Origin of the sequence: Paractinoplanes durhamensis (assembly GCF_016862175.1) — a bacterium.
In the GTDB taxonomy this organism is placed as follows: Bacteria; Actinomycetota; Actinomycetes; order Mycobacteriales; family Micromonosporaceae; genus Actinoplanes; species Actinoplanes durhamensis.
On the sequence record NZ_BOML01000059.1, the window covers coordinates 127,626 to 146,951 of the forward strand.

The 19,326-nt window shown below is 70.4% G+C and carries 17 protein-coding genes; 13 read left to right on the top strand and 4 right to left on the bottom strand.

Annotated features, from left to right (window positions below; genetic code table 11):
• Positions 1–75 precede the first annotated feature (75 nt).
• Together Adu01nite_RS37260 and Adu01nite_RS37265 are read right to left on the bottom strand one after the other, a co-directional pair.
• Positions 76–1,104: a DUF4388 domain-containing protein gene (locus tag Adu01nite_RS37260; RefSeq protein WP_203734002.1), complete on the bottom strand. Its 1,029-nt coding sequence runs from the start codon at positions 1,102–1,104 to the stop codon at positions 76–78.
• Between the two features lie 16 nt (positions 1,105–1,120).
• Positions 1,121–1,468: a roadblock/LC7 domain-containing protein gene (locus Adu01nite_RS37265; protein ID WP_239132992.1), complete on the bottom strand. Its 348-nt coding sequence runs from the start codon at positions 1,466–1,468 to the stop codon at positions 1,121–1,123.
• A 271-nt stretch (positions 1,469–1,739) separates the two neighbouring features.
• Between Adu01nite_RS37265 and Adu01nite_RS37270 the strand changes: the two genes are divergently transcribed.
• A complete protein-coding gene (locus Adu01nite_RS37270; RefSeq protein WP_203734004.1) occupies positions 1,740–2,093 on the top strand; it encodes a VOC family protein in 354 nt (117 codons plus the stop codon).
• Here Adu01nite_RS37270 and Adu01nite_RS37275 read toward each other — a convergent pair.
• Positions 2,090–3,649: a methyl-accepting chemotaxis protein gene (locus tag Adu01nite_RS37275; protein WP_239132993.1), complete on the bottom strand. Its 1,560-nt coding sequence runs from the start codon at positions 3,647–3,649 to the stop codon at positions 2,090–2,092. The two genes, Adu01nite_RS37270 and Adu01nite_RS37275, sit on opposite strands and share 4 nt — an antisense overlap.
• Positions 3,650–3,771: 122 nt before the next feature.
• Between Adu01nite_RS37275 and Adu01nite_RS37280 the strand changes: the two genes are divergently transcribed.
• Genes Adu01nite_RS37280 through Adu01nite_RS37305 form a run of 6 tightly spaced genes read left to right on the top strand, consistent with a single transcriptional unit; the run spans position 3,772 to position 9,943 of the window.
• Complete coding sequence (locus Adu01nite_RS37280; RefSeq protein ID WP_203734005.1) at positions 3,772–4,986, top strand: deoxyguanosinetriphosphate triphosphohydrolase; 1,215 nt, start codon at positions 3,772–3,774, stop codon at positions 4,984–4,986.
• A 34-nt stretch (positions 4,987–5,020) separates the two neighbouring features.
• Positions 5,021–6,877: a DNA primase gene (gene dnaG / locus Adu01nite_RS37285; RefSeq protein ID WP_203734006.1), complete on the top strand. Its 1,857-nt coding sequence runs from the start codon at positions 5,021–5,023 to the stop codon at positions 6,875–6,877.
• Complete coding sequence (locus tag Adu01nite_RS37290) at positions 6,874–7,404, top strand: hypothetical protein (protein ID WP_203734007.1); 531 nt, start codon at positions 6,874–6,876, stop codon at positions 7,402–7,404. Before dnaG ends, Adu01nite_RS37290 begins: the two co-directional genes overlap by 4 nt.
• A gap of 34 nt (positions 7,405–7,438) precedes the next feature.
• Positions 7,439–8,362, top strand: coding sequence for an ABC transporter ATP-binding protein (locus Adu01nite_RS37295; protein WP_203734008.1), 924 nt, complete (start codon positions 7,439–7,441; stop codon positions 8,360–8,362).
• A complete protein-coding gene (locus tag Adu01nite_RS37300; protein ID WP_203734009.1) occupies positions 8,362–9,120 on the top strand; it encodes an ABC transporter permease in 759 nt (252 codons plus the stop codon). The genes Adu01nite_RS37295 and Adu01nite_RS37300 overlap by 1 nt, the downstream gene beginning before the upstream one ends.
• Before the next feature lie 13 nt (positions 9,121–9,133).
• Entirely contained in the window at positions 9,134–9,943 is an 810-nt protein-coding gene (locus tag Adu01nite_RS37305; protein ID WP_379138130.1) for an ABC transporter permease, read from the top strand.
• Positions 9,944–9,949: 6 nt separating this feature from the next.
• Here the strand turns inward: Adu01nite_RS37305 and Adu01nite_RS37310 are convergent, their stop codons facing one another.
• Complete coding sequence (locus tag Adu01nite_RS37310) at positions 9,950–11,140, bottom strand: YihY/virulence factor BrkB family protein (protein ID WP_203734011.1); 1,191 nt, start codon at positions 11,138–11,140, stop codon at positions 9,950–9,952.
• Positions 11,141–11,443: 303 nt separating this feature from the next.
• Here Adu01nite_RS37310 and Adu01nite_RS37315 point away from each other — a divergent pair, with 303 nt between their 5' ends.
• The 6 genes from Adu01nite_RS37315 (at position 11,444) to Adu01nite_RS37340 (ending at position 19,206) form a co-directional block, all read left to right on the top strand.
• Positions 11,444–12,634, top strand: a complete 1,191-nt coding sequence (locus tag Adu01nite_RS37315) for an ROK family protein (RefSeq protein ID WP_203734012.1) — start codon at positions 11,444–11,446, stop codon at positions 12,632–12,634.
• Entirely contained in the window at positions 12,631–14,181 is a 1,551-nt protein-coding gene (locus Adu01nite_RS37320) for a sugar ABC transporter ATP-binding protein (RefSeq protein ID WP_203734013.1), read from the top strand. Before Adu01nite_RS37315 ends, Adu01nite_RS37320 begins: the two co-directional genes overlap by 4 nt.
• Positions 14,178–15,188: an ABC transporter permease gene (locus tag Adu01nite_RS37325; protein ID WP_203734014.1), complete on the top strand. Its 1,011-nt coding sequence runs from the start codon at positions 14,178–14,180 to the stop codon at positions 15,186–15,188. The genes Adu01nite_RS37320 and Adu01nite_RS37325 overlap by 4 nt, the downstream gene beginning before the upstream one ends.
• 60 nt (positions 15,189–15,248) lie before the next feature.
• Positions 15,249–16,307, top strand: coding sequence for a substrate-binding domain-containing protein (locus Adu01nite_RS37330; protein ID WP_203734015.1), 1,059 nt, complete (start codon positions 15,249–15,251; stop codon positions 16,305–16,307).
• Positions 16,308–16,346: 39 nt separating this feature from the next.
• A complete protein-coding gene (locus Adu01nite_RS37335; RefSeq protein WP_203734016.1) occupies positions 16,347–17,528 on the top strand; it encodes a Gfo/Idh/MocA family protein in 1,182 nt (393 codons plus the stop codon).
• Between the two features lie 730 nt (positions 17,529–18,258).
• A complete protein-coding gene (locus Adu01nite_RS37340) occupies positions 18,259–19,206 on the top strand; it encodes a sugar phosphate isomerase/epimerase family protein (protein WP_203734017.1) in 948 nt (315 codons plus the stop codon).
• Positions 19,207–19,326 lie beyond the last annotated feature (120 nt).

Genomic DNA, 19,326 nt, shown 5'->3' on the forward strand with positions numbered 1-19,326 from the left:
CGGTCTCCCCCTTACTCTTCGATCTCGGGTTCTTGGTTATCGGACCCGGCGTGTCGTACCGCGGAGGTGCGCGCGTCACCGCAAGGCCCGCAATGCGGTGCGAATGCGTTTGAGCAGGACTTCGTCGGTGCCGGGATGGGTCTGCGGGGGTTCGGCGGCGATCTCTTTCGGCAGTTTCGCGCCGGGTTTTCGGCGGGCCAGCCGCGGCGGGCGGTACACCGTCCCGTTCGCGGTGCTCTCCTCGGCGGGCACCGGCTCGACGAGGGCCGGCGAAGGGAGTGGCGGCGGGGATGGTGCCGCCGGCCGCACCCCCGCGACCACCGGCACGGTCGGCACGTCGTCGGGGCGGACCGCCGAACGAGGGACGCCCACCGCCGTGCCACGAGCCCGGGGCAGCCGCACGAACTCGGGAGCTTCCGCCCGTACCTCCGGAAGCTCCAAAAGCCCCAGCGCCGCAAGCCGGCGCAGCTCCTGAATGGTCGCGAAGCCGGCCCGTCCCAGCAGTAATGCCAGGTCGGCCGGGGTGCGCTGGCCGTCCGCGTGCACCAGCAGCTCCCACTGCAACGCGGTGAGCGTGACCCGTTCCCGCGGCGGGCGAGCCACCGGGGTGACCGCCGCCGTGTCCACCCGGGCGTCCGGGAAGATGTCGTCGAGCAGCTTCGTGCGGCGGCGCACCTCCCGGTTGACCGCCGCCGGGTCGATGTGCGCGATCGGGCCCAGCCAGTGCGTGGCGCCGCCGAGGAACTCGACCGGTGCCATGGTCGGCGCGAGCGTGAAGTAGGCGGCGTCGTAGGTGGCGCCGAGCACGCACAGTTCCAGCTCGCCCTGGGTGAGGTGGCCCTGCTCGACCAGCAGCCGGCCCACCTGAGCGGTCGAGGTGCCCTGGTCGAGGGCGTTCTGCCAGGTCCGGCCGGCCAGCCGGCCGGACGCGGTGAGCAACTCGCCCACCCCCGGCGCGGCCGGTGACTCGGCGTAGATGACCCGGCCCTCGAGAACGTAGACCGCCCCGCCCGGGTGGCCCCCCACGACCAGGGCTCCGGTCTGCCGGTCGGCCGAGACCTGGGTGAGCAGGCGCGCCGGCGTGGCGGTCTTCGAGGCGCTCACTCGCTCTCCCCCCAACTCAAGTGGCAACCAGCTCATCGGCGAGTTTCTGCATGCGGCGGCGGGCCACCGCGAGATTCCCCTGTTGCCGGTCCAGCCAGACGTAGAGGACCAACCGGCTGTCGAAGTCGGTGTGCACGAGCCGGAGCAGGTGATAGCCGCCGGCCGTCGTGATGATCAGGTCTTCCAGCAGGTCGTGCGGTAACGCCGAGACGAACAGCGACCGGCTGGTCGCGGCCTGGACCACGTCCGCCGTCCCGGCCGCGGCCGCCTCATGGTCGGAGTTCGGTGCGGCTCCGGTCGTGGCGACCGGGAAGCCGGTGGTGTAGTCGACGATGCTGGCGCCGACCGCGCCAGGTATCGCCATGGCCTCCTGTAAACAGTGATCGACGCCCGGCACGTCTCTCCTCAAGCAGATTTCCCCCGACCGGATGGCGACCCGAGATGCATGAACATGCTTGCGGTGTCACCGTGGGCCATCCTGCGGCGGCCGCGCGGTGACCAGTCGCACCCGCTGTGCGTCATGGTCGACGGTCTGCGCCGTTGTGGTCCGGCCCGGCTGGGGGCATTGTCGGGACCGAGCGCTCTCGGCGGGAGCGCGTAACATGATCGTCACTTTTCGATAAGGGGGGCGCCATATGCCGATCCGCTGGGAACAGATCGTCGTGGACGCGGAGGACCCGCATCGGCTGGCCCGCTGGTGGGCGGAGGCACTCGGGTACGCGATCGTGCACGAGGCCCCGGACGAGGTGGAGATCCGGCGCACTCCCGACGAACTGCCCGGCCTGCTGTTCACCCCGGTGCCGGAACCGAAGACGGTCAAGAACCGCCTGCACATCGACCTGCGCCCGGAGGATCAGGAGATGGAGGTGGAACGCCTGGTCAACATGGGGGCCCGGCTCGCCGAGATCGGCCAGCACAGCGTCCCGTGGGTGGTCCTGGCCGACCCGGAGGGCAACGAGTTCTGCGTCCTGTCCGAGAAAAAGCGCTAGTAGCGGAAGCGGGCCATCAGCGTCGAGATCTCGCCGGCCGCGGCGCTCACCACCTCGGCCGAGTTGCGCGTCGTGTTCGCGCCCTCCGCCGTCGCCTCCGTCGACCTGGTGATGTTGGTGACCGTGCCGGTGATCTCCCCGGCCGCGGCCGACACGTCGCTCACGTTCCGTGACATCAACTCGGTGGTCGCCGACTGCTGCTCCACCGCCGCCGCGATCGTCCGCTGACCGTCGTCGATCTGCTCGATCACGGCGGTGATCGAGGCGATCGCCGCCGCCGTCCCGGTCGTCATCTCCTGCATCGCCGAGATCTTCGCGGTGATGTCCGCGGTCGCCTGGGCGGTGGCCTGGGCCAGGTCCTTCACCTCGGTCGCCACCACCGCGAACCCCTTGCCGGTCTCGCCGGCCCGGGCCGCCTCGATCGTCGCGTTCAGCGCCAGCAGGTTGGTCTGCTCGGCGATGTTGGTGATCAGCTGGACGATGTCGCCGACCTCCCGGCTCGCGTCGCTCAGCTTCGACACCGCCGCCGCGGTCTGGGCCGCGTTCTGGGTGGCCTCACTCGTGGTAGCCGTCGCCGACGCCGTCTGCCGGGCGATCTCCCGGATCGACGCGGCCAGCTCGTCCATCGCCGTCGTCATGTCACCGACGGCCGCCGCCACGTGCCGCGCCGACGTGTCCGCGCTGCGCGCCTGTGCCGACGTCCGCTCGGCCGAGCCGTCCAGGTCGCCGGCGAGCGTCCGCAGGTCGCCGCTGGCCGAGGTCAGCGTGCCGATGCTGGTGGCGGTCGACGCCACCGTGTCGCGCAGCGACCCCATCGCGCCGTTCAGCGCCCCGGCCATCTCGCCCAGCTCGTCGCGGTGCAGCACCGGCACCCGCACGGTCAGGTCGCAGCCGGCCGCCGCCCGCAGGCCGGTCAGCATCTCCTGCAGCGGCCGCCGGATCGCCCGCAGGGTCCGCCACCCGGCCAGCACGGTGATCAGCGCGCCGGCCAGGGCGGCCAGCCCGATGAGCCAGTCGCTCTTGCGGGCCGACGACACGCCCTGCTCGCTGGCCGCCTGGACCGCCGCCAGCATGCTGTCGTCGAGGGCGCCGAGATCCTCCTCGAGTTCCGCGTAGATCTTCAGGTAGTCGCCGAGCTGCCCGGCGGCCGCGGCGTGATCGGTCGCGGCGGTGCTCACCACCTGCGCCGCCGTCTCCTGGTAGGTCACCAGCCGCGGCCGCACCCGGGCGTAGTCGTCCAGCAGGGCGGCCGGCGCCTCGAGCGCGGCGGCGTCGTAATTGTCGAGAAGAGTCTGACCGTGCTCGGTGACCTCGTCCACCGCGTACGCCGAGCGCTGCGCCGCCGACGTCGCGTACATCGCCGACATCACGTCCGCCCGCAGCGCGTCGTGCATCATGTCCGCGTTCCACTGGTGGCTCATCCCGTCGGACACCCGCGCGATGTCCCGGTTCGCGTCCGCCTGCACATGCGAGCTGTAGATCGAGAACCCGGCCACCAGGCCCACCGAGATCAGACCGGCCGCGCCCATCAGCAACAGGCGGGCCACGATGGTCACACTCCGGCCACCCCGCGATTCGGACTCCACGGCTACTACATCGGCATCGGCTCGTGGGCGCTTAGTGTGGAGTCTTCAGGCATTTCACGGGTGGAGGCGGGGCGGTCCATGGACGGGGGATCATGACGGCGCTCGACGCCCAACGCTGGATAAGCGAACCCGCCAAGGACAGCGGCTACGGAAGGACCCCATATCAGCGCGATCGGGCACGCGTGCTGCATTCGGCCGGCTTCCGCCGGCTGGCATCCAAGACCCAGGTGCACACGGCCGGGTCCGACGATTTCCTGCGTACGCGCCTGACGCACTCCCTGGAGGTCGCCCAGATCTCCCGCGAGATGGGCACCCGGCTCGGCTGCGACCCGGACGTCGTCGACGTCGCCGGGCTCGCCCACGACCTCGGCCACCCGCCGTTCGGCCACAACGGCGAACACGCCCTCGACCAGGTCGCCGAGGCCTGCGGCGGCTTCGAGGGCAATGCACAGACCCTTCGGGTGCTCACCCGCCTCGAAGCCAAGGTCCCCGGCGCCGGCCTCAACCTCACCCGCGCCTCCCTCGACGCCTGCGCCAAATACCCCTGGTCGCGTAAACCCGGAAACCGCAAATTCGGGGTGTACGCCGATGACCGCGCCGTCTTCGACTGGATGCACCCGGCCGAGCTCGGCGAGCGCCGCTGCCTGGAGGCGCAGGTGATGGACTGGGCCGACGACGTCGCCTACTCGGTGCACGACGTGGAGGACGGCGTCCACGGCGGCTACCTGACGTTGCGCCCGCTGCTCGACGACCCGGCCGAACGGGCCGCCCTCTGCGCCGACGTCGCCGAGACCTACTCCGACGAGCCGGCCGACGCCCTCGCCGAGGCGCTCGACCAGTTGCTCGCCGACCCGGCGGTGACCCCGGTCGCCGACTACGACGGCACGTTCGACGCCCAGGTCGTCCTCAAACGGATGACCAGCATCCTCACCGGCCGGTTCGTCGCGTCGGCGATCGGCGCCACGCAGAGCCGCTACGGCGCCGACCCGGTCCGCCGCTACGAGGCCGACCTCATCGTGCCGCGCACCGTCCGTAACCAGTGCGCGCTCCTGAAGGGTATGGCGTTGCGCTACGTGATGCGTACCCGGGCCGCCGAGGACTGGTACGACCAGCAGCGCACCATCCTGGTCGAGTTGGTGCACGCTCTCACCCGTACACCGGAAAGGTTGGATGTGGTCTTCGGGCCGTTGCATGCCGCCGCCGAGAGCGACGCCGCCGCACTCAGAGTGGTCATCGACCAGGTCGCGTCCCTCACCGACCACGCCGCGGTGGCGTGGCACCGAAGCCTGGTGACGACGCACACCTGACCCTGCTGGCGGGGCGCACCCGGCGCGAGGCAGGATGTATGCCGTGGCGGGCAGGGTCAAGGACGAGGACATCGCGCTGGTCCGGGACCGGACGTCGATCGCTGACATCATCAACGAGTCGGTGACGTTGCGACCCGCGGGCGGCGGCAACCTGAAAGGGCTGTGCCCTTTCCACGACGAGAAGACACCATCCTTCACGGTCGCACCTGCCCGAAATGTGTACTATTGCCATGGTTGCGGCCAGGGCGGGGACGCCATCAAGTTCCTGATGGACGCGGAACACCTGTCGTTCATGGAGTCGATCGAGCGGCTCGCGTCGCGGGCCGGCATTCAGCTGCGGTACGACACCGACAACTCGCCGAACGTGCCGCGGCCGCAGGTGGGTCAGCGGCAGCGGCTGCTCGCCGCCCATGCGAGCGCGACCGAGTTCTATCGCGACCAGCTCAGCACGCCCGGCGCTCGTAAGGCTCGGGAGTTCCTCGCTCAGCGTGGGTTCGGGCGGGACGCCGCCGAGCGGTACGGGTGCGGCTTCGCGCCGGACTCGTGGGACGCGCTCGCCAAGCATCTGCGGCAGAAAGGCTTCACCGCCGAGGAGCTCAACACAGCCGGGCTCACCAAGCCGGCCCGCTCCGGGTCGCTGATCGACCGGTTCCGGCGGCGGCTGCTGTGGCCGATCAAGGACCTGTCCGGCGACGTGATCGGGTTCGGCGCGCGGAAGCTGTTCGACGATGACGACGGCCCGAAATACCTGAACACGCCGGAGTCGCCGCTCTACAAGAAGTCGCACGTGCTCTACGGCATCGACCAGGCCAAACGGGAGATCGCCAAGCGTGGGCGGGCGGTGATCGTGGAGGGTTACACCGACGTGATGGCCTGCCACGAGGCCGGTGAGCCGACCGCGGTCGCGACCTGCGGCACCGCGTTCGGCATCGACCACATCGGCGTGCTGCGGCGGCTGCTGATGGACAGCGACAGCTTCACCGGCGAGATCATCTACACGTTCGACGGGGACGCGGCCGGGCAGAAGGCGGCGCTGCGCGCCTTCGAGGAGGACCAGCGTTTCGTCGGGCGTACGTTCATCGCGGTCAGCCCGGACAACATGGACCCGTGCGAGTTGCGGCTGGCCAAGGGTGATCTCGCGGTCCGCGACATGATCGCCGGGCGGGAGCCGCTGGTCGACTTCGCGCTGCGGCACACGATCAGCCGCTTCGATCTGGACACGGTGGAGGGCCGGGTCGAGGCCATGCGCCGCGCCGCCCCGCTCGTCGCCAAGATCAAGGACAAGGAGAAGCGGCCGGAGTACGCCCGGAAGCTCGCCGGTGATCTCGGGATGGACCTGGAGCCGGTGCAGCGGGCCGTCAACTCGGCGCTGCGCGGCGCCGAGGAGCAGTCCCGGCCGGCCGCGCGCCAGGTGGTGGCGCCGCAGCGGCTGGTCGAGCGGGAGTCGCTGAAGCTGGCGCTGCAGGAGCCGGTGCTGGCCGGGCCGATGTTCGACACGGTCGAGCCGGCCGACTACGGCGACGACGTCTACAAGGCGATCCGGGCCGCGATCGCGGAGGCCGGCGGTGCGTCGTCGGCGTCGTCGGGCGGCGCGGTGTGGATCGAGAAGGTCCGGGACTGCTGCGACGACCTGGCCGGCAAGGGCCTGATCTCCGAGCTGTCGGTGGAGCCGCTGCACGTGGACGGGGCGGTCGACCCGCGGTACGTGCAGATCACCGTGGCCCGGCTGCAGGTGGGCTCGGTGACCACCCGGATTCGTGACTTGAAGTCGAAGGTGCAGCGGCTCAACCCGGTGGCGCACAAGGATGAGTACCTGGCGTTGGCCGGTGAGCTTTTCTCTCTCGAACAGCAGGCACGCGCGTTGCGCGATCAGGCGGCAGGTGGACTGTGAGTTTCCTTCGGCGTAAGCCCAAGCTTCCCGCGGAGTTGCGGCCCGCGCTCGGCAAGGACGAGCGGGTGGTGGCGTGGTCCGCGGTGCCCACCCCGGAGGGTGAGCGGGCGCTCGTCGCCACCAACCACGGGCTGGTCCTGCCGGACGGCAAGCGGCTGGGCTGGCACGAGATCCACAAGGCGGCGTGGTCGGGGCAGGAGCTGCGGGTCACGCCGGCCGAGCCGGCCGAGGACCGCGACGAGTATGCGGTGCTGGTGGACGGGCCGGTGCTGTCGTTCCTGCTGCTGGAGCCGGGGCAGTTGCCGGACCAGGTGCGCAACCGGGTGACCCGGTCGGTGGCGTACACGTCGCATCACACGCTGACGACGGGCGGGGTGCGGGTGGTCGGCCGGCGGGTGCCCGGCCGGAACGGCTTGAGCTGGGCGGTCCGCTACGACGCGGGTACGCCGGTGAAGTTGCCGGCCCTGGTGGAGCTGACCGGCGAGCTGGTGTCGGCGGCGCAGGAGGCCACGGCTCCGCCGGACTGACTTTTTGTCATACCCCTTCTCTAGGGTCGTGCGCGTGGAATCACTCATTCATGCGCGTGGCCTCGTGAAGCGGTTCGAGGGTTTCACGGCCGTCGACGGGATCGACGTCGACGTGCGCCGCGGCGAGGCGTTCGGGTTCCTGGGCCCGAACGGCGCCGGGAAGAGCTCGACCATGCGCATGATCGGCTGTGTGTCCCCACCGACCGACGGCGTGCTGCGCATACTCGGGCTGGACCCGCGGCGCGACGGCCCGAAGATCCGCGCCAAGCTCGGCGTGTGCCCCCAGCTCGACAACCTCGACATCGAGCTGTCCGTCCGGGAGAACCTGACGACCTACGCCCGGTTCTTCGGGATTCCGCGCCGGGTGGCCCGGCAGCGGGCCGACGAGCTGCTGGAGTTCGTGCAGCTCACCGAGCGGGCCGACAGCAAGGTGGAACCGCTGTCCGGCGGCATGAAACGGCGGCTGACGATCGCCCGGGCGCTGGTCAACGAACCGGAGATCGTGCTGCTCGACGAGCCGACCACCGGCCTCGACCCGCAGGCCCGGCACCTGGTGTGGGAGCGGCTGTTCCGGCTCAAGCAGCAGGGCGTGACGCTCGTGCTGACCACGCACTACATGGACGAGGCCGAGCAGCTCTGCGACCGGCTGGTCGTGATGGACGGCGGCCGGATCGTCGCCGAGGGCTCGCCGCGGGCGCTGATCGAGCAGTATTCGACCCGCGAGGTGGTGGAGCTGCGGTTCGCCGCCGAGTCCCAGGAGGCGTATGCGGAGAAGCTCGCCGGCCTGGGGGAGCGGCTCGAGGTGCTGCCCGACCGCATCCTGCTGTATGTGGCGGACGGTGACAAGGCGGCGGCCGAGGTGCAGCGGCGGTCGCTGGCGCCGGCCAGCGTGCTGGTGCGGCGCAGCAGCCTGGAGGACGTGTTCCTGCACCTGACCGGCCGGACGCTGGTGGACTGATGGTCGCCGGGGCGTACGTGTTGGAATATCACCTGGTCAACTACCGCCGCACGTGGCGGTCGAGCGCGCTGTCCACGCTGGTCCTGCCGCTGCTGACGATGCTGGGGTTCGGGGTCGGCGTCGGGTCGTATGTGTCCGGCGGCGTCGAGGGAGCGCCCTATCTCGACTGGATCGTGCCGGGGCTGATCGCGTCGACCGCGGTGCAGACCGCGATCGGCGAAGCCACCTGGCCGGTGCTGAGCTACTTCGAGTGGCTGAAGGTCTACTTCGCGCAGGCGGCCGCGCCGCTGCGGGTGGCCGACATCCTCGGCGGTCACCTGGCGTTCATGGCGTTCCGGGTGCTGACCGCGGCCGCCGCGTTTCTCGTGGTCGCGGCCGTGTTCGGCACGATCCACTCGTGGTGGGCGCCGCTGACCCTGGTGGTGTCGGTGCTGACCGGGCTGGCGGTGGCGGCGCCGTCGGTGGCGTACAGCTCGAGCATCAGCAGCGACAGCTACCTGGCCATCCTGATGCGGTTCGCGGTGCTGCCGATGTCGCTGTTCTCCGGGGTGTTCTTCCCGGTGGAGTCGCTGCCGGTGGTGCTGCGCTGGGCCGCCTACGTGCTGCCGCTGTGGCACGGGGTCGACCTGAGCCGGGACGCGATGCTGGGCCTGGCGCCCGGCTGGATCGGCCTGCTGCACGTGGTCTATCTGCTGATCTGGTGCGTGGCCGGCTGGGCCGTGGCGCACCGCTGTTTCCGTCGCCGGTTGGTGGTCTGAGATGGTCACGTTCTTGATGCCCAGATTCGTCCCCCGGCTGGTCTCGTTCGAGGGGATGGGCCGGCGGTCCGCGTCGGTGACCGAGCGCAACATCGCCTGCCTGCGCTCGATGTACTGGGTGGTGATGGTGTCCGGCTTCGTCGAGCCGGTGCTCTACCTGTTCTCGATCGGCGTGGGGGTGGGCGCGCTGATCGGTGATCTGCCGCTGCCCGGCGGGCGCCTGGTCGGCTACGCCGAGTTCGTCGCGCCGGCCATGCTGGCCTCGGCCGCGATGACCGGGGCGCTGTCCGAGACGACCTTCAACTTCTTCGGGAAGATGAAGTTCATGCGGCTGTACGAGGGGATCCTCGCCACGCCGGTGCGGCCGATCGAGATCGCCCTGGGCGAGCTGGCCTGGGCGATGGTGCGCGGGGTTCTCTACTCGGCCGCGTTCCTCGGGATCATGGTGGCGATGGACCTGACCAGCGCGGCGCGGGCGCTGGCGATGTTCCCGGCGACGGTCCTGATCGGGTTCGCGTTCGGTGCGCTCGGCATGACCGTGTCGACGGTCATCCGCAGCTGGCAGGATTTCGACCTGATCGTGGCCGGGCAGTTCGCGCTGCTGCTGTTCTCCGGCACGTTCGTCCCGCCGACCGCCTACCCGGCCGTGGTGCGCTGGCTGATCGAGGTGACCCCGCTGTACCGGTCGGTCGACCTGGTGCGCGCACTGAGCCTGGGTCCGGTGGGCTGGACCCAGGCTCTCGACGTGCTCTACCTGCTGGCCGTGCTCGTGATCGGTTTGACGGTCGCGGGCCGGCGGATGGAGAAGATGCTGTGTAAATAGCGGGAGCTAGTTGGTGCTCAGGCCGCGCTCGCTGCCCTTCTTGAGCTTGCGGTCGTCGCGCAGCTCCAGGAACGGCTCGTCGGTCGGGTCGTGGCCGGCCGCGATGGCCCGGCCGCGCTCCAGCTCGGCGTCGAGTTCGGCGCCGAGCAGGACGGCGATGTTCGAGATCCACAGCCAGACGAGGAAGGCGATGACGCCGCCGAGCGTCCCGTAGGTCTTGTCGTAGTTGGCGAAGTTGGCCAGGTAGATCGCGAACCCGCCGGACGCGATCAGCCACAGCAGAACCGCGAAGATGCCGCCGGGGCTGACCCAGCGGAAGCCGCCGGTCTTCGCGTTCGGCGACGCCCAGTAGAGGATCGCGAACATCAGGCTGATCAGCACGATCAGCACCGGCCACTTGGCGATGCTCCAGGTGGTGACGGCGACGCCGCCGAAGCCGAGCTTCTCGCCGACGACCCGGGCCACGTCGCCGGTGAAGACCACGATGAAGGCCGACGCGATGAGCATGATGCCGATGACGGCGGTGACCCCGACCCGGATCGGCAGCGTCTTCCAGATCGGCCGTCCCTCGGGCACGTCGTAGACGGCGTTGGACGCGCGCATGAAGGCGGCGACGTAGCCGGACGCCGACCAGAACGCCAGCACGATACCGAGGATCGCGGTGAAGCTGGATGCCCCCGAGTCGCCGACCTGGTCGAGGACGGTGTTGACCAGCTTCGTGACTTCCTGGTTGCCGGCCAACTCGCTGACCGTGTCCTTGACCGTGTCCTGCCCGTTCGGGCCGAGCAGGCCGACGATCGACACCAGCACCAGCGCGCCCGGGAAGATCGACAGCACGCCGTAGTAGGTGAGGGCGGCCGCCCAGTCCGAGATGTTGTCCTCGGAGAACTGCTTGAAGGTCCGCTTGACCGCGGCGAAGATGCCCTTGCCGCCGAGCCCGGTCGGCGAGTGCGGGCCGGCCGCGGGCGGCGTCGCCTTGGTGTCGTAGTCCTTCTCCGGGCCGGTCCTGGTGGTCCGCGCGGCCTTGAGGTCGAAGTCGTCCGAGCCGCTCGCGTACGCCTTGTCGTCCCGGCCTTCGCGCTTGTCGCCGGCAGCGGTCTCGGTGGCGGCGGTCGCGGTGGCAGGGGTCGCGGTGGCGGCGGCGGGGCCCTTCTCATGCTTGTCGGCGTCCGAGTCGGACCTGTGGAAGAGCTTCATAGCGGGATCCCCTCCGGGCGCTGGTCTTTCCGGCCGCCCACCGCACGCGAGCTTTTCCTCCCCGCCACGTGCGAATACGGCCTGTAACGGCAATGCCCACGGGGAGCCCGTTCCTAACCCGCCGCACTCCGGGGTCGAAGCCTCCTTGGTCAACAGCGGGGCGCGGTGCCAACTTTTGCCTCTGGTGACGAAAGTTGGGATAGATCTGGGAGAAGGTCTGGACTGCCGTGGCAGAACGAGCCTAATGTGACCGGCACAACACCGAGTGTTTCGACGGTGTGAACAGGCCGCGGAGGTGTGTCCGTGTATCTGGTTGATGCTCTCCACCTGCGGATATTGCGACTTCTGCGGGACGAAGGGGCGGTTTCCCGGGCCGAGCTCGGTGATCGCCTCGAACTGACCCGGCCCCGGCTTCTCGCCGAGGTCGAACGCCTCATCACGGCCGGCCTGATCGCCGAGGCGGGCATGGCGGCCTCCCGTGGCGGCCGGCGATCGACGCTGGTGGAGATCCATCCGCGGTTGCGGTTCGCGGCGGTGGACCTCGGGGCCAGCTCGATCGACATCGAGGTGGTGAACGGGCGGCTCGAGCCGGTCGCGACCTACCGCGAGGCGGCCGACATCCGCTCCGGGCCCAAGGTGATCCTGCAGCGGGTCAACGAGTTGCTGGCCAAGGCGCGCATCGACGGCGCCTACGAGCGGCTCGACGCGGTCGGCATCGGGGTGCCGGGGCCGGTGAGCTTTCGGGACGGGGTGCCGGTCTCGCCGCCGATCATGCCGGGCTGGGACCGCTACCCGGTGCGCGAGCTGCTGGCCCGCGAGCACAGCTGCCCGGCCGTGGTGGACAACGACGTCAACATCATGGCGATCGGGGAGCGGCACGGCGGGGTCGCGCATTCGGTCGACGACTTCCTGTTCGTGAAGATCGGCACCGGGATCGGCTGCGGCATCCATCTGGCCGGCACCGTTTTCCGCGGGGTCGACGGGTGCGCCGGCGACATCGGGCACATCCAGGTCGACGCGAACGGGCCGGTCTGCTCGTGCGGCAACGCCGGCTGCCTGGAGGCGCTGTTCAGCGGGGCGGCCCTGGCCCGGGACGCGCTCGCCGCGGCCCGGGCCGGGGAGTCGCCGGCGCTGGCGGAGCGGCTCGCCGGGCGGCTCGCCGGCGGCGAGGAGCTGACCGCCCGGGATGTGGCGGAGGGGGCGGCCGAGGGGGACGTCACCTGCATCCGGCTGATCCGCGAGGGCGGGCGGCGCGTCGGTGGTGTGCTCGCCACCCTCGTGTCGTTCGCCAATCCCTCGATGATCGTGATCGGGGGTGGTTTGGCCCAGCTCGGGCACGTACTACTGGCGGAGATCCGCAGCGTCGTCTACCGCCGTTCGCTGCCCCTGGCCACCGGGAACCTTCCGGTCGTGCTGTCCGAGCTGGGCGGCCGCGCGGGCGTGACCGGCGCGGCCGTGCTGGCCAGCGACATGGCTTTCGAGCAGGCGTCATGACCGCGGCCGGAGAAAGCGTCACCGGCGAGGTGGTCCTGCGGCTCACCGACGTGGTCAAGACGTTCCCCGGGGTGCGCGCGCTCGACGGCGTGCAGCTGGAGGTGCGGGCCGGGGAGGTGCACTGCCTGCTCGGGCAGAACGGCGCCGGCAAGTCGACGCTGATCAAGGTGCTGGCCGGGGTGCACCACGCGGACGACGGCGAGATCAGCTGGCTGGGGGAGCCGTTCGCGCCGGCCACGCCGCAGGCCGCGATGCGGGCCGGGATCGCCACCATCTACCAGGAGCTCGACCTGGTCGACGACCTGTCGGTGGCGGAAAATGCGTTCCTCGGCCACGAACGGAGCCGGTTCGGCTTCACCCGGCGCCGGTCGACGGCGGCGAGGACCCGGCAGATCCTCGGCCGGCTCGGGCACGCCGAGATCCCGCCGCGCCGCGCGGTGCGGGCGTTGCCGGCCGCCGGGAAACAGATCGTCAGCATGGCCCGTGCGCTCTCGCACGACGCCCGGCTGATCGTCATGGACGAGCCCAGCGCCGTGCTCGCCCATGACGAGGTCGCCAACCTGTTCCGGATCATCCGGGAGCTGACCGCGCAGGGCATCGCCGTCATCTACATCTCGCACCGGCTCGCCGAGATCCGCGAGATCGGCGACCGGGTGACCGTCCTCAAGGACGGCCGCACGACGGCCGCGAACCTGCCGGCCCGCACCACCCCGACCCGGGAGCTGGTCGGCAAGATGACCGGCCGCAGCATCGAGTACGTTTTCCCGCCGCGCCGCGAGCTGACCCCCACCGAGCCCATTCTTGTGGTGGAGGGACTCACCCGGCACGGCGAGTTCGCGGACGCGTCGCTCGCGGTCGCGCAGGGCGAGATCGTGGGCATCGCCGGCCTGGTCGGCTCGGGCCGCTCCGAGCTGCTGGAGACCATCTTCGGCGCCCGCCGCGCCGACGCCGGCACGGTCACCCTGGCCGGACGCCGGATCACCGGCGTCGGGTCGGCCGTCGCCCGGGGCATGGGCATGGCCCCCGAGGAACGCAAGAGCCAGGCGCTGCTGCTCGACGAGCCGGTCTACAAGAACATGACCCTCGCGTCGTTCGCCGGCTTCGCGCACGGCGGGTTCACCGACGCCCGTGACGAGCGGGCCGCCTCCCTCAAGACCGCCGACCTGCTCGACCTGCGGCCGCGCGACGTCGACCGGCCGGCCCGCACCCTCTCCGGCGGCAACCAGCAGAAGGTCGTGGTGGGCCGCTGGCTGCTGCGCGGGTCCAAGGTCGGCGGCACCAAGCTCCTGCTGCTCGACGAACCGACCCGCGGCGTCGACGTGGGGGCCCGCGCCGAGCTGTACCAGGTGATCCGCGGGCTCGCCGAGGACGGCGTGGGCGTGCTGCTGGTCTCCAGCGAGGTGCCCGAGGTGCTCGGTCTGGCCGACCGGGTCCTGGTCATGCGGGAGGGCCGGCTCGTGCACGAGGCGCCGGCCGACGAGCTCGACGAAGACACCGTTCTCGACCTCGTGATGGCGGGGTCGCTCCTGGAAGGAGAGCCCACGTGATCACCGAGACGGCGCCTCCCGAGGCCCGGACGGAACGGCGGCACCTCGACGAGGGACTGGTACGCAACCTGGGTCTGGTCGGGGTGCTGATCATCCTGGTGGTCATCGGGATCATCACCAGGCCCGAGCTGTACTCCGACCCGACCTGGGTGCGCAACAACGTGCTGGTCATCCTCCAGCAGGCGGCCGCGATCGGGGTGGTCACGGTCGGCATGACCTTCGTGATCATCGGCGGCGGCATCGACCTGTCGGTCGGCGCGATCATCGCTCTCTCCGGCGTGTGGGCGACCACGCTCGCCACCCAGAGCTACGGCGCCGGCGGCATGATCTTCACGGCCCTGGTGGTGGGCATCGCGGTCGGGGTCGTCAACGGGGTGCTCATCTCGTACGGCAAGCTCGTTCCGTTCATCGCGACCCTCGCCATGCTGGTGTCGGCCCGCGGCCTCGCCGCGCAGATCTCCGGCAAGCAGACCCAGGTCTCCGCCAACGACACGATCAACGGCATCGCCACCACCAAGCTGATCGGCGTACCGCTGCTGGTGTGGATCCTGGCCCTGGTGGTGGCGGCCGGATGGGTGCTGCTCAACCGCACCACGTTCGGCCGGCGCACGGTCGCGGTCGGCGGCAACCCCGAGGCGGCCCGGCTGGCCGGCATCAACGTCAAACGCCACACCCTTTACCTGTACGCGCTGTCCGGCCTCTGCTGCGGGCTGGGCGCGATCATGTTGACGTCCCAGGCGACCAGTGCCCAGGCCGCCATGGCGAACCTCTACGAACTGGATGCGATCGCCGCGGCGATCATCGGCGGCACGCTGCTCAGCGGCGGTCGCGGCACCATCGTCGGCGCCCTCTTCGGGGTGCTGGTCTTCTCCACGATCACCAACCTCTTCGCGATCAACAACCTCTCCACCGAGGTCCAGAACATGGTTAAGGGCGGCATCATCGTCGCCGCCGTGTTGATCCAGCAGTTCCGGTACCGCTCTCTCACGCAACTGCTCAAGCGCTGATCTCTTCGCCCCGCTCGCCCACTCCGGTCCGGCGAGCGTGGGTACCCCTTGGGAGGAATCATGTCCGCTTCGTCTTTCAAACTCGATTTGTCCCGTAGGCGCGTTCTGTTCGGAGGCGCGGCCGTCGGTGCCGGCGCCCTGCTCACCGCCTGCACCAGCAACGACCCCGGCACCGACGCGCAGGTCAAGACGAACGCCAGCGGGGACGCGAACGCCGTCCCCGGCCAGAAGGTCGTCATCGGATTCTCGGCACCGGCCGCCGACCACGGCTGGATCGCCGCCATCACCAACAACGCCAAGGCGCAGGCCGCCGCGTACTCCGATGTGGAACTCAAGTCCGTCGAGGCCGGCGCCGACGCGGCCGCGCAGCGAGCCGCCCTGGCCACGCTCATCTCGCAGAAACCCACCGTGATCGTGATGCTCCCGCACGACGGCAAGGAGCTCAACGCCACCGGCCTGGAGGCGATGCGGGCCGGCATCCCGGTGGTCAACCTGGACCGCGCGTTCCCCTCCCAGGCCGCCTACCGGCTGCAGATCAAGGGCGACAACTTCGGCATGGGGCTGGCCGCCGGTGACTACATCGGAGCGCAGCTCAAGGCCAAGGGCGTCAGCAATCCGATCATCGGGGAAATCCCCGGCATCGACTCGCTCGAGCTGACCCAGGAGCGCTCGCAGGGTTTCAACACCGCATTACAGGCGTACGGGTTCAAGGTGGCCAACCGCAGACCGGCCGAGTTCACCGCCGACTCGGGACAGGCGGCCGCGACCGCGCTGCTGCAGGCGCTGCCCAAGATGGACGCCCTCTGGAACCACGACGACGACCAGGGCATCGGCGTGCTCGCCGCGATCAAGCAGGCCAACCGCAGCGACTTCTTCATGGTCGGCGGGGCCGGCTCCAAGTCCGCCATCGACGCGATCGTCGCGGACAACAGCGTGCTGAAGGCGACCGTGACCTACAGCCCGTCGATGGCCTCGTCGGCGATCTCGCTGGCCCGCCTGATCGGCCAGGGGAAGGGCCTGAGCGACCTGGTCGAACTGCAGGTGCCCAAGGAGATCACCCTCGCCTCGGAGACGATCACCAAGGAGAACGCCGCGCAGTACGCCAAGCTCGGGTTCTGAGGTCACGCAGTAACAACGCAGCACACAGTAGGGGGATCTATGTCGGAACAGCTGCGGGTCGGCATGGTCGGCTACGCGTTCATGGGCGCCGCGCACTCACAGGCGTGGCGCACCGTGAACCGTTTCTTCGACCTGCCGCTGTCGGCACGGATGCGGGTGGTGTGCGGCCGCTCCCCGGACGGGGTGGCGGCCGCGGCCGGCAAGCTCGGCTGGGAAACCCACACCACGGACTGGCGTGAAGTCATCGACCGGGACGACGTCGACCTGGTCGACATCTGCACGCCCGGCGACACGCACGCCGAGATCGCGCTGGCGGCGCTCGCCGCCGGCAAGCACGTGATGTGCGAGAAACCCCTGGCCAACTCGGTGGCCGAGGCACGCGAGATGGCCGCGGCGGCGACGGCGGCGCAGGCCCGGGGCGTACGCAGCATGTGCGGTTTCAATTACCGCCGGGTGCCCGCCGTGGCCCTCATGCAGCGCCTCGTCGCGGCCGGCCGGATCGGCGCGATCCGCCACGTGCGCGCCGTCTACCTGCAGGACTGGATCGTCGACCCGGAGTTCCCGCTGGTCTGGCGGCTGCGTAAGGAGGTCGCCGGGTCGGGTGCGCTCGGCGACATCGGCGCCCACATCATCGACATGACCCAGTTCGTGACCGGCCAGTCGATCAAGTCGGTCACCGCGATGACCGAGACGTTCGTCCCGACCCGCCCGCTGCCGTCCGCCTCCGCCGGGCTGTCGGCGGCGTCCTCGTCCGGGGCGTCCGCCGCCCGGGGCGACGTGACCGTGGACGACGCGGCGCTGTTCCTCGCGCGGCTCGACGGCGGGGCGATCGCCACCTACGAGGCGACCCGGTTCGCCACCGGCCGCAAGAACGGGATCCGGGTCGAGCTGAACGGCTCGCTCGGCTCGCTGGTCTTCGACTTCGAGCGGATGAACGAACTCAGCTTCTACGACGCCACGCTGCCCACCGCCGACCAGGGCTTCAGCCGGATCCTGGTGACCGAGCCCGACCATCCGTACATGGCGGCGTGGTGGCCGCCCGGGCACCTGATCGGCTACGAGCACTCCTTCACCCATGAGATGCGCGATCTGATCGAGGCGATCGGGGTCGGCAAGGACCCGGCGCCGTCGTTCACCGACGCGCTGCAGATCCAGCTGGTGCTGGACGCGGTCTCCCGCTCGGCGGAGTCGACCCGGTGGACCGACGTGGAAAGCGTCTGACCCCCGGATCGCATGTGGCCCGGGATCGCATGTGACCCGATCGCATTTGGCCCGATCGCATTTGGCCCGATCGCATTTGGCCCGATCGCATTTGGCCCGATCGCATTTGACGTCCGTCGCGGAGCCGGTGAGGGAACGGCGCGGTTGCGCCCCGCGCCGGGGCCGGCCCGCGACGGCCTTGCTCTGCTTACGTAGTCGCGGCTTACGTAGTCGCGGCTTGCTGAATCGCGGCTTGCTGAATCGCGGCTTGCTAAATCGTGGTTAACGCGGATCTTGGCCGACGAAATCGGGCCCGGGTAAACGATCGGGCGGGCCGGGCGGAGCCCTCCGCGGTGATCGTTCGCTCGCACGAGTGATCGTCGCGTGCGTGTCCGAACGTGCACATGACGCACATCGATGACGCTCTCCGGGGGCCGTGCACGCTGTCCGCACACCCTCCTACAGGCAGGTCACCGTATCCGCAGACATCGGTGATCGTCGATCGAGTGTGGGCTCCTCGATCATGTTGAGGCCGGTCACCGCGTCGCACGGTTCGTACGCCGCTGATCCTGTGGACACATGACGCTCGTATCCGAGGGTAGATGGACCCCACGGATGGAGGCGTCATGGCAAGCCGACGGACCGCCCCGCACGCGTCGAGCACCGGCGGCGGCATGGTCCATACTGGACGCCGAAGCACGCGCGGATGCACGTGCATCTGCACTGGCGGGCTCAGGCGGGGAGGACTCTGATGCGGCTGCGACATCCTTCCGGCCGGATCGTGCACCTGAGTTGTGAGATCGCCCCACGACCCGAGAGCAATCTACCGGGGCTCGTCGGCCGGCTCGACACCTACGGTGCCGTTCGTGGCCGGCTCGGCGTCGACCGGCTCGGCGTCAACCTGTGGCTTCCCCCCGCACTCGCCGCCGCACTCGCCGTGGAGAGCCGCGCCCGCACCCGGCTTCGTGCCGAACTCGACGCCCGCCGGCTCGAAGTCGTCACGTTGAGCGGGGCGCCCTTCGCCGAGGGCGGCGGCGAGCAGCCCGCCGTCACCCAGCCCTTCAACGAGGCCGATCCGGCCTGGACCGAGCCCGCCCGCCGCGAGTACACCCTCGACCTGGCCCGCATCCTGCTCGACCTGCTCGACGCCGACGCGGTCCGCGGCGCGGTCAGCACCATCGGCCTCGGCCAGCGGGCCGGCTGGGCCGAAGCCTCCGAGAAGGCCAGCACCGGCATCCTGCGGCGGCTCTCCGCCGGGCTCGCCGACCTCGCCTGGCAGAACGGGCGCGCCGTCCGGGTCGGCTTCCAGCCCGGCGCCGGCTACGTCCTCGACACTCCCGAACAGACCGTGGCCGCGCTCAGCCGCATCGACAAGGAACGCCTCGGCGTCTGCCTCGACCTCGGTCACGTTGCCCGCACCTGGGCCGATCCGGCCGCCGGCATCGAGTCGCTCACCGACGCCGGCCTGTCGATCATCGAGGTGCGGCTCGCTGCCGTGCCCGGCGGCACGACCGAGCCATGGCGCACCGCCCTGCGACAGGTCTTCGGCGCCGCCGGGCCCCTCACCGAATATCTGACGCTGCTGTCGCGCTACCCCGACCCGACGCCGGAGCAGATGGCGGCCGACGTCGCGTACCTCCTCGCGGAGCTCGCCGCGCTCGGCCTCGCGCCGGAGAACGAGCCCTGCCCCGCGCGCTGACCGCTCTTGCCTCGCCCCCGGGGACCGATAGAGTCGGACGTGGCTCTGCCGTGATCGGTGGGTCGCTTCGGGAGGCGCAAACCCGGGGTGTCCGCGACGTCCGGCCGGTGGCGCCACGCC

Coding starts and splice junctions, on each gene's coding strand:
- Adu01nite_RS37280 (WP_203734005.1), top strand. CDS start 3,772: ATGACGGCGCTCGACGCCCAACGCTGGATAAGCGAACCCGCCAAGGAC.
- Adu01nite_RS37265 (WP_239132992.1), bottom strand. CDS start 1,468: ATGGCGATACCTGGCGCGGTCGGCGCCAGCATCGTCGACTACACCACC.
- Adu01nite_RS37335 (WP_203734016.1), top strand. CDS start 16,347: ATGTCGGAACAGCTGCGGGTCGGCATGGTCGGCTACGCGTTCATGGGC.
- Adu01nite_RS37340 (WP_203734017.1), top strand. CDS start 18,259: ATGCGGCTGCGACATCCTTCCGGCCGGATCGTGCACCTGAGTTGTGAG.
- Adu01nite_RS37310 (WP_203734011.1), bottom strand. CDS start 11,140: ATGAAGCTCTTCCACAGGTCCGACTCGGACGCCGACAAGCATGAGAAG.
- Adu01nite_RS37300 (WP_203734009.1), top strand. CDS start 8,362: ATGGTCGCCGGGGCGTACGTGTTGGAATATCACCTGGTCAACTACCGC.
- Adu01nite_RS37320 (WP_203734013.1), top strand. CDS start 12,631: ATGACCGCGGCCGGAGAAAGCGTCACCGGCGAGGTGGTCCTGCGGCTC.
- dnaG (WP_203734006.1), top strand. CDS start 5,021: ATGTATGCCGTGGCGGGCAGGGTCAAGGACGAGGACATCGCGCTGGTC.
- Adu01nite_RS37270 (WP_203734004.1), top strand. CDS start 1,740: ATGCCGATCCGCTGGGAACAGATCGTCGTGGACGCGGAGGACCCGCAT.
- Adu01nite_RS37330 (WP_203734015.1), top strand. CDS start 15,249: ATGTCCGCTTCGTCTTTCAAACTCGATTTGTCCCGTAGGCGCGTTCTG.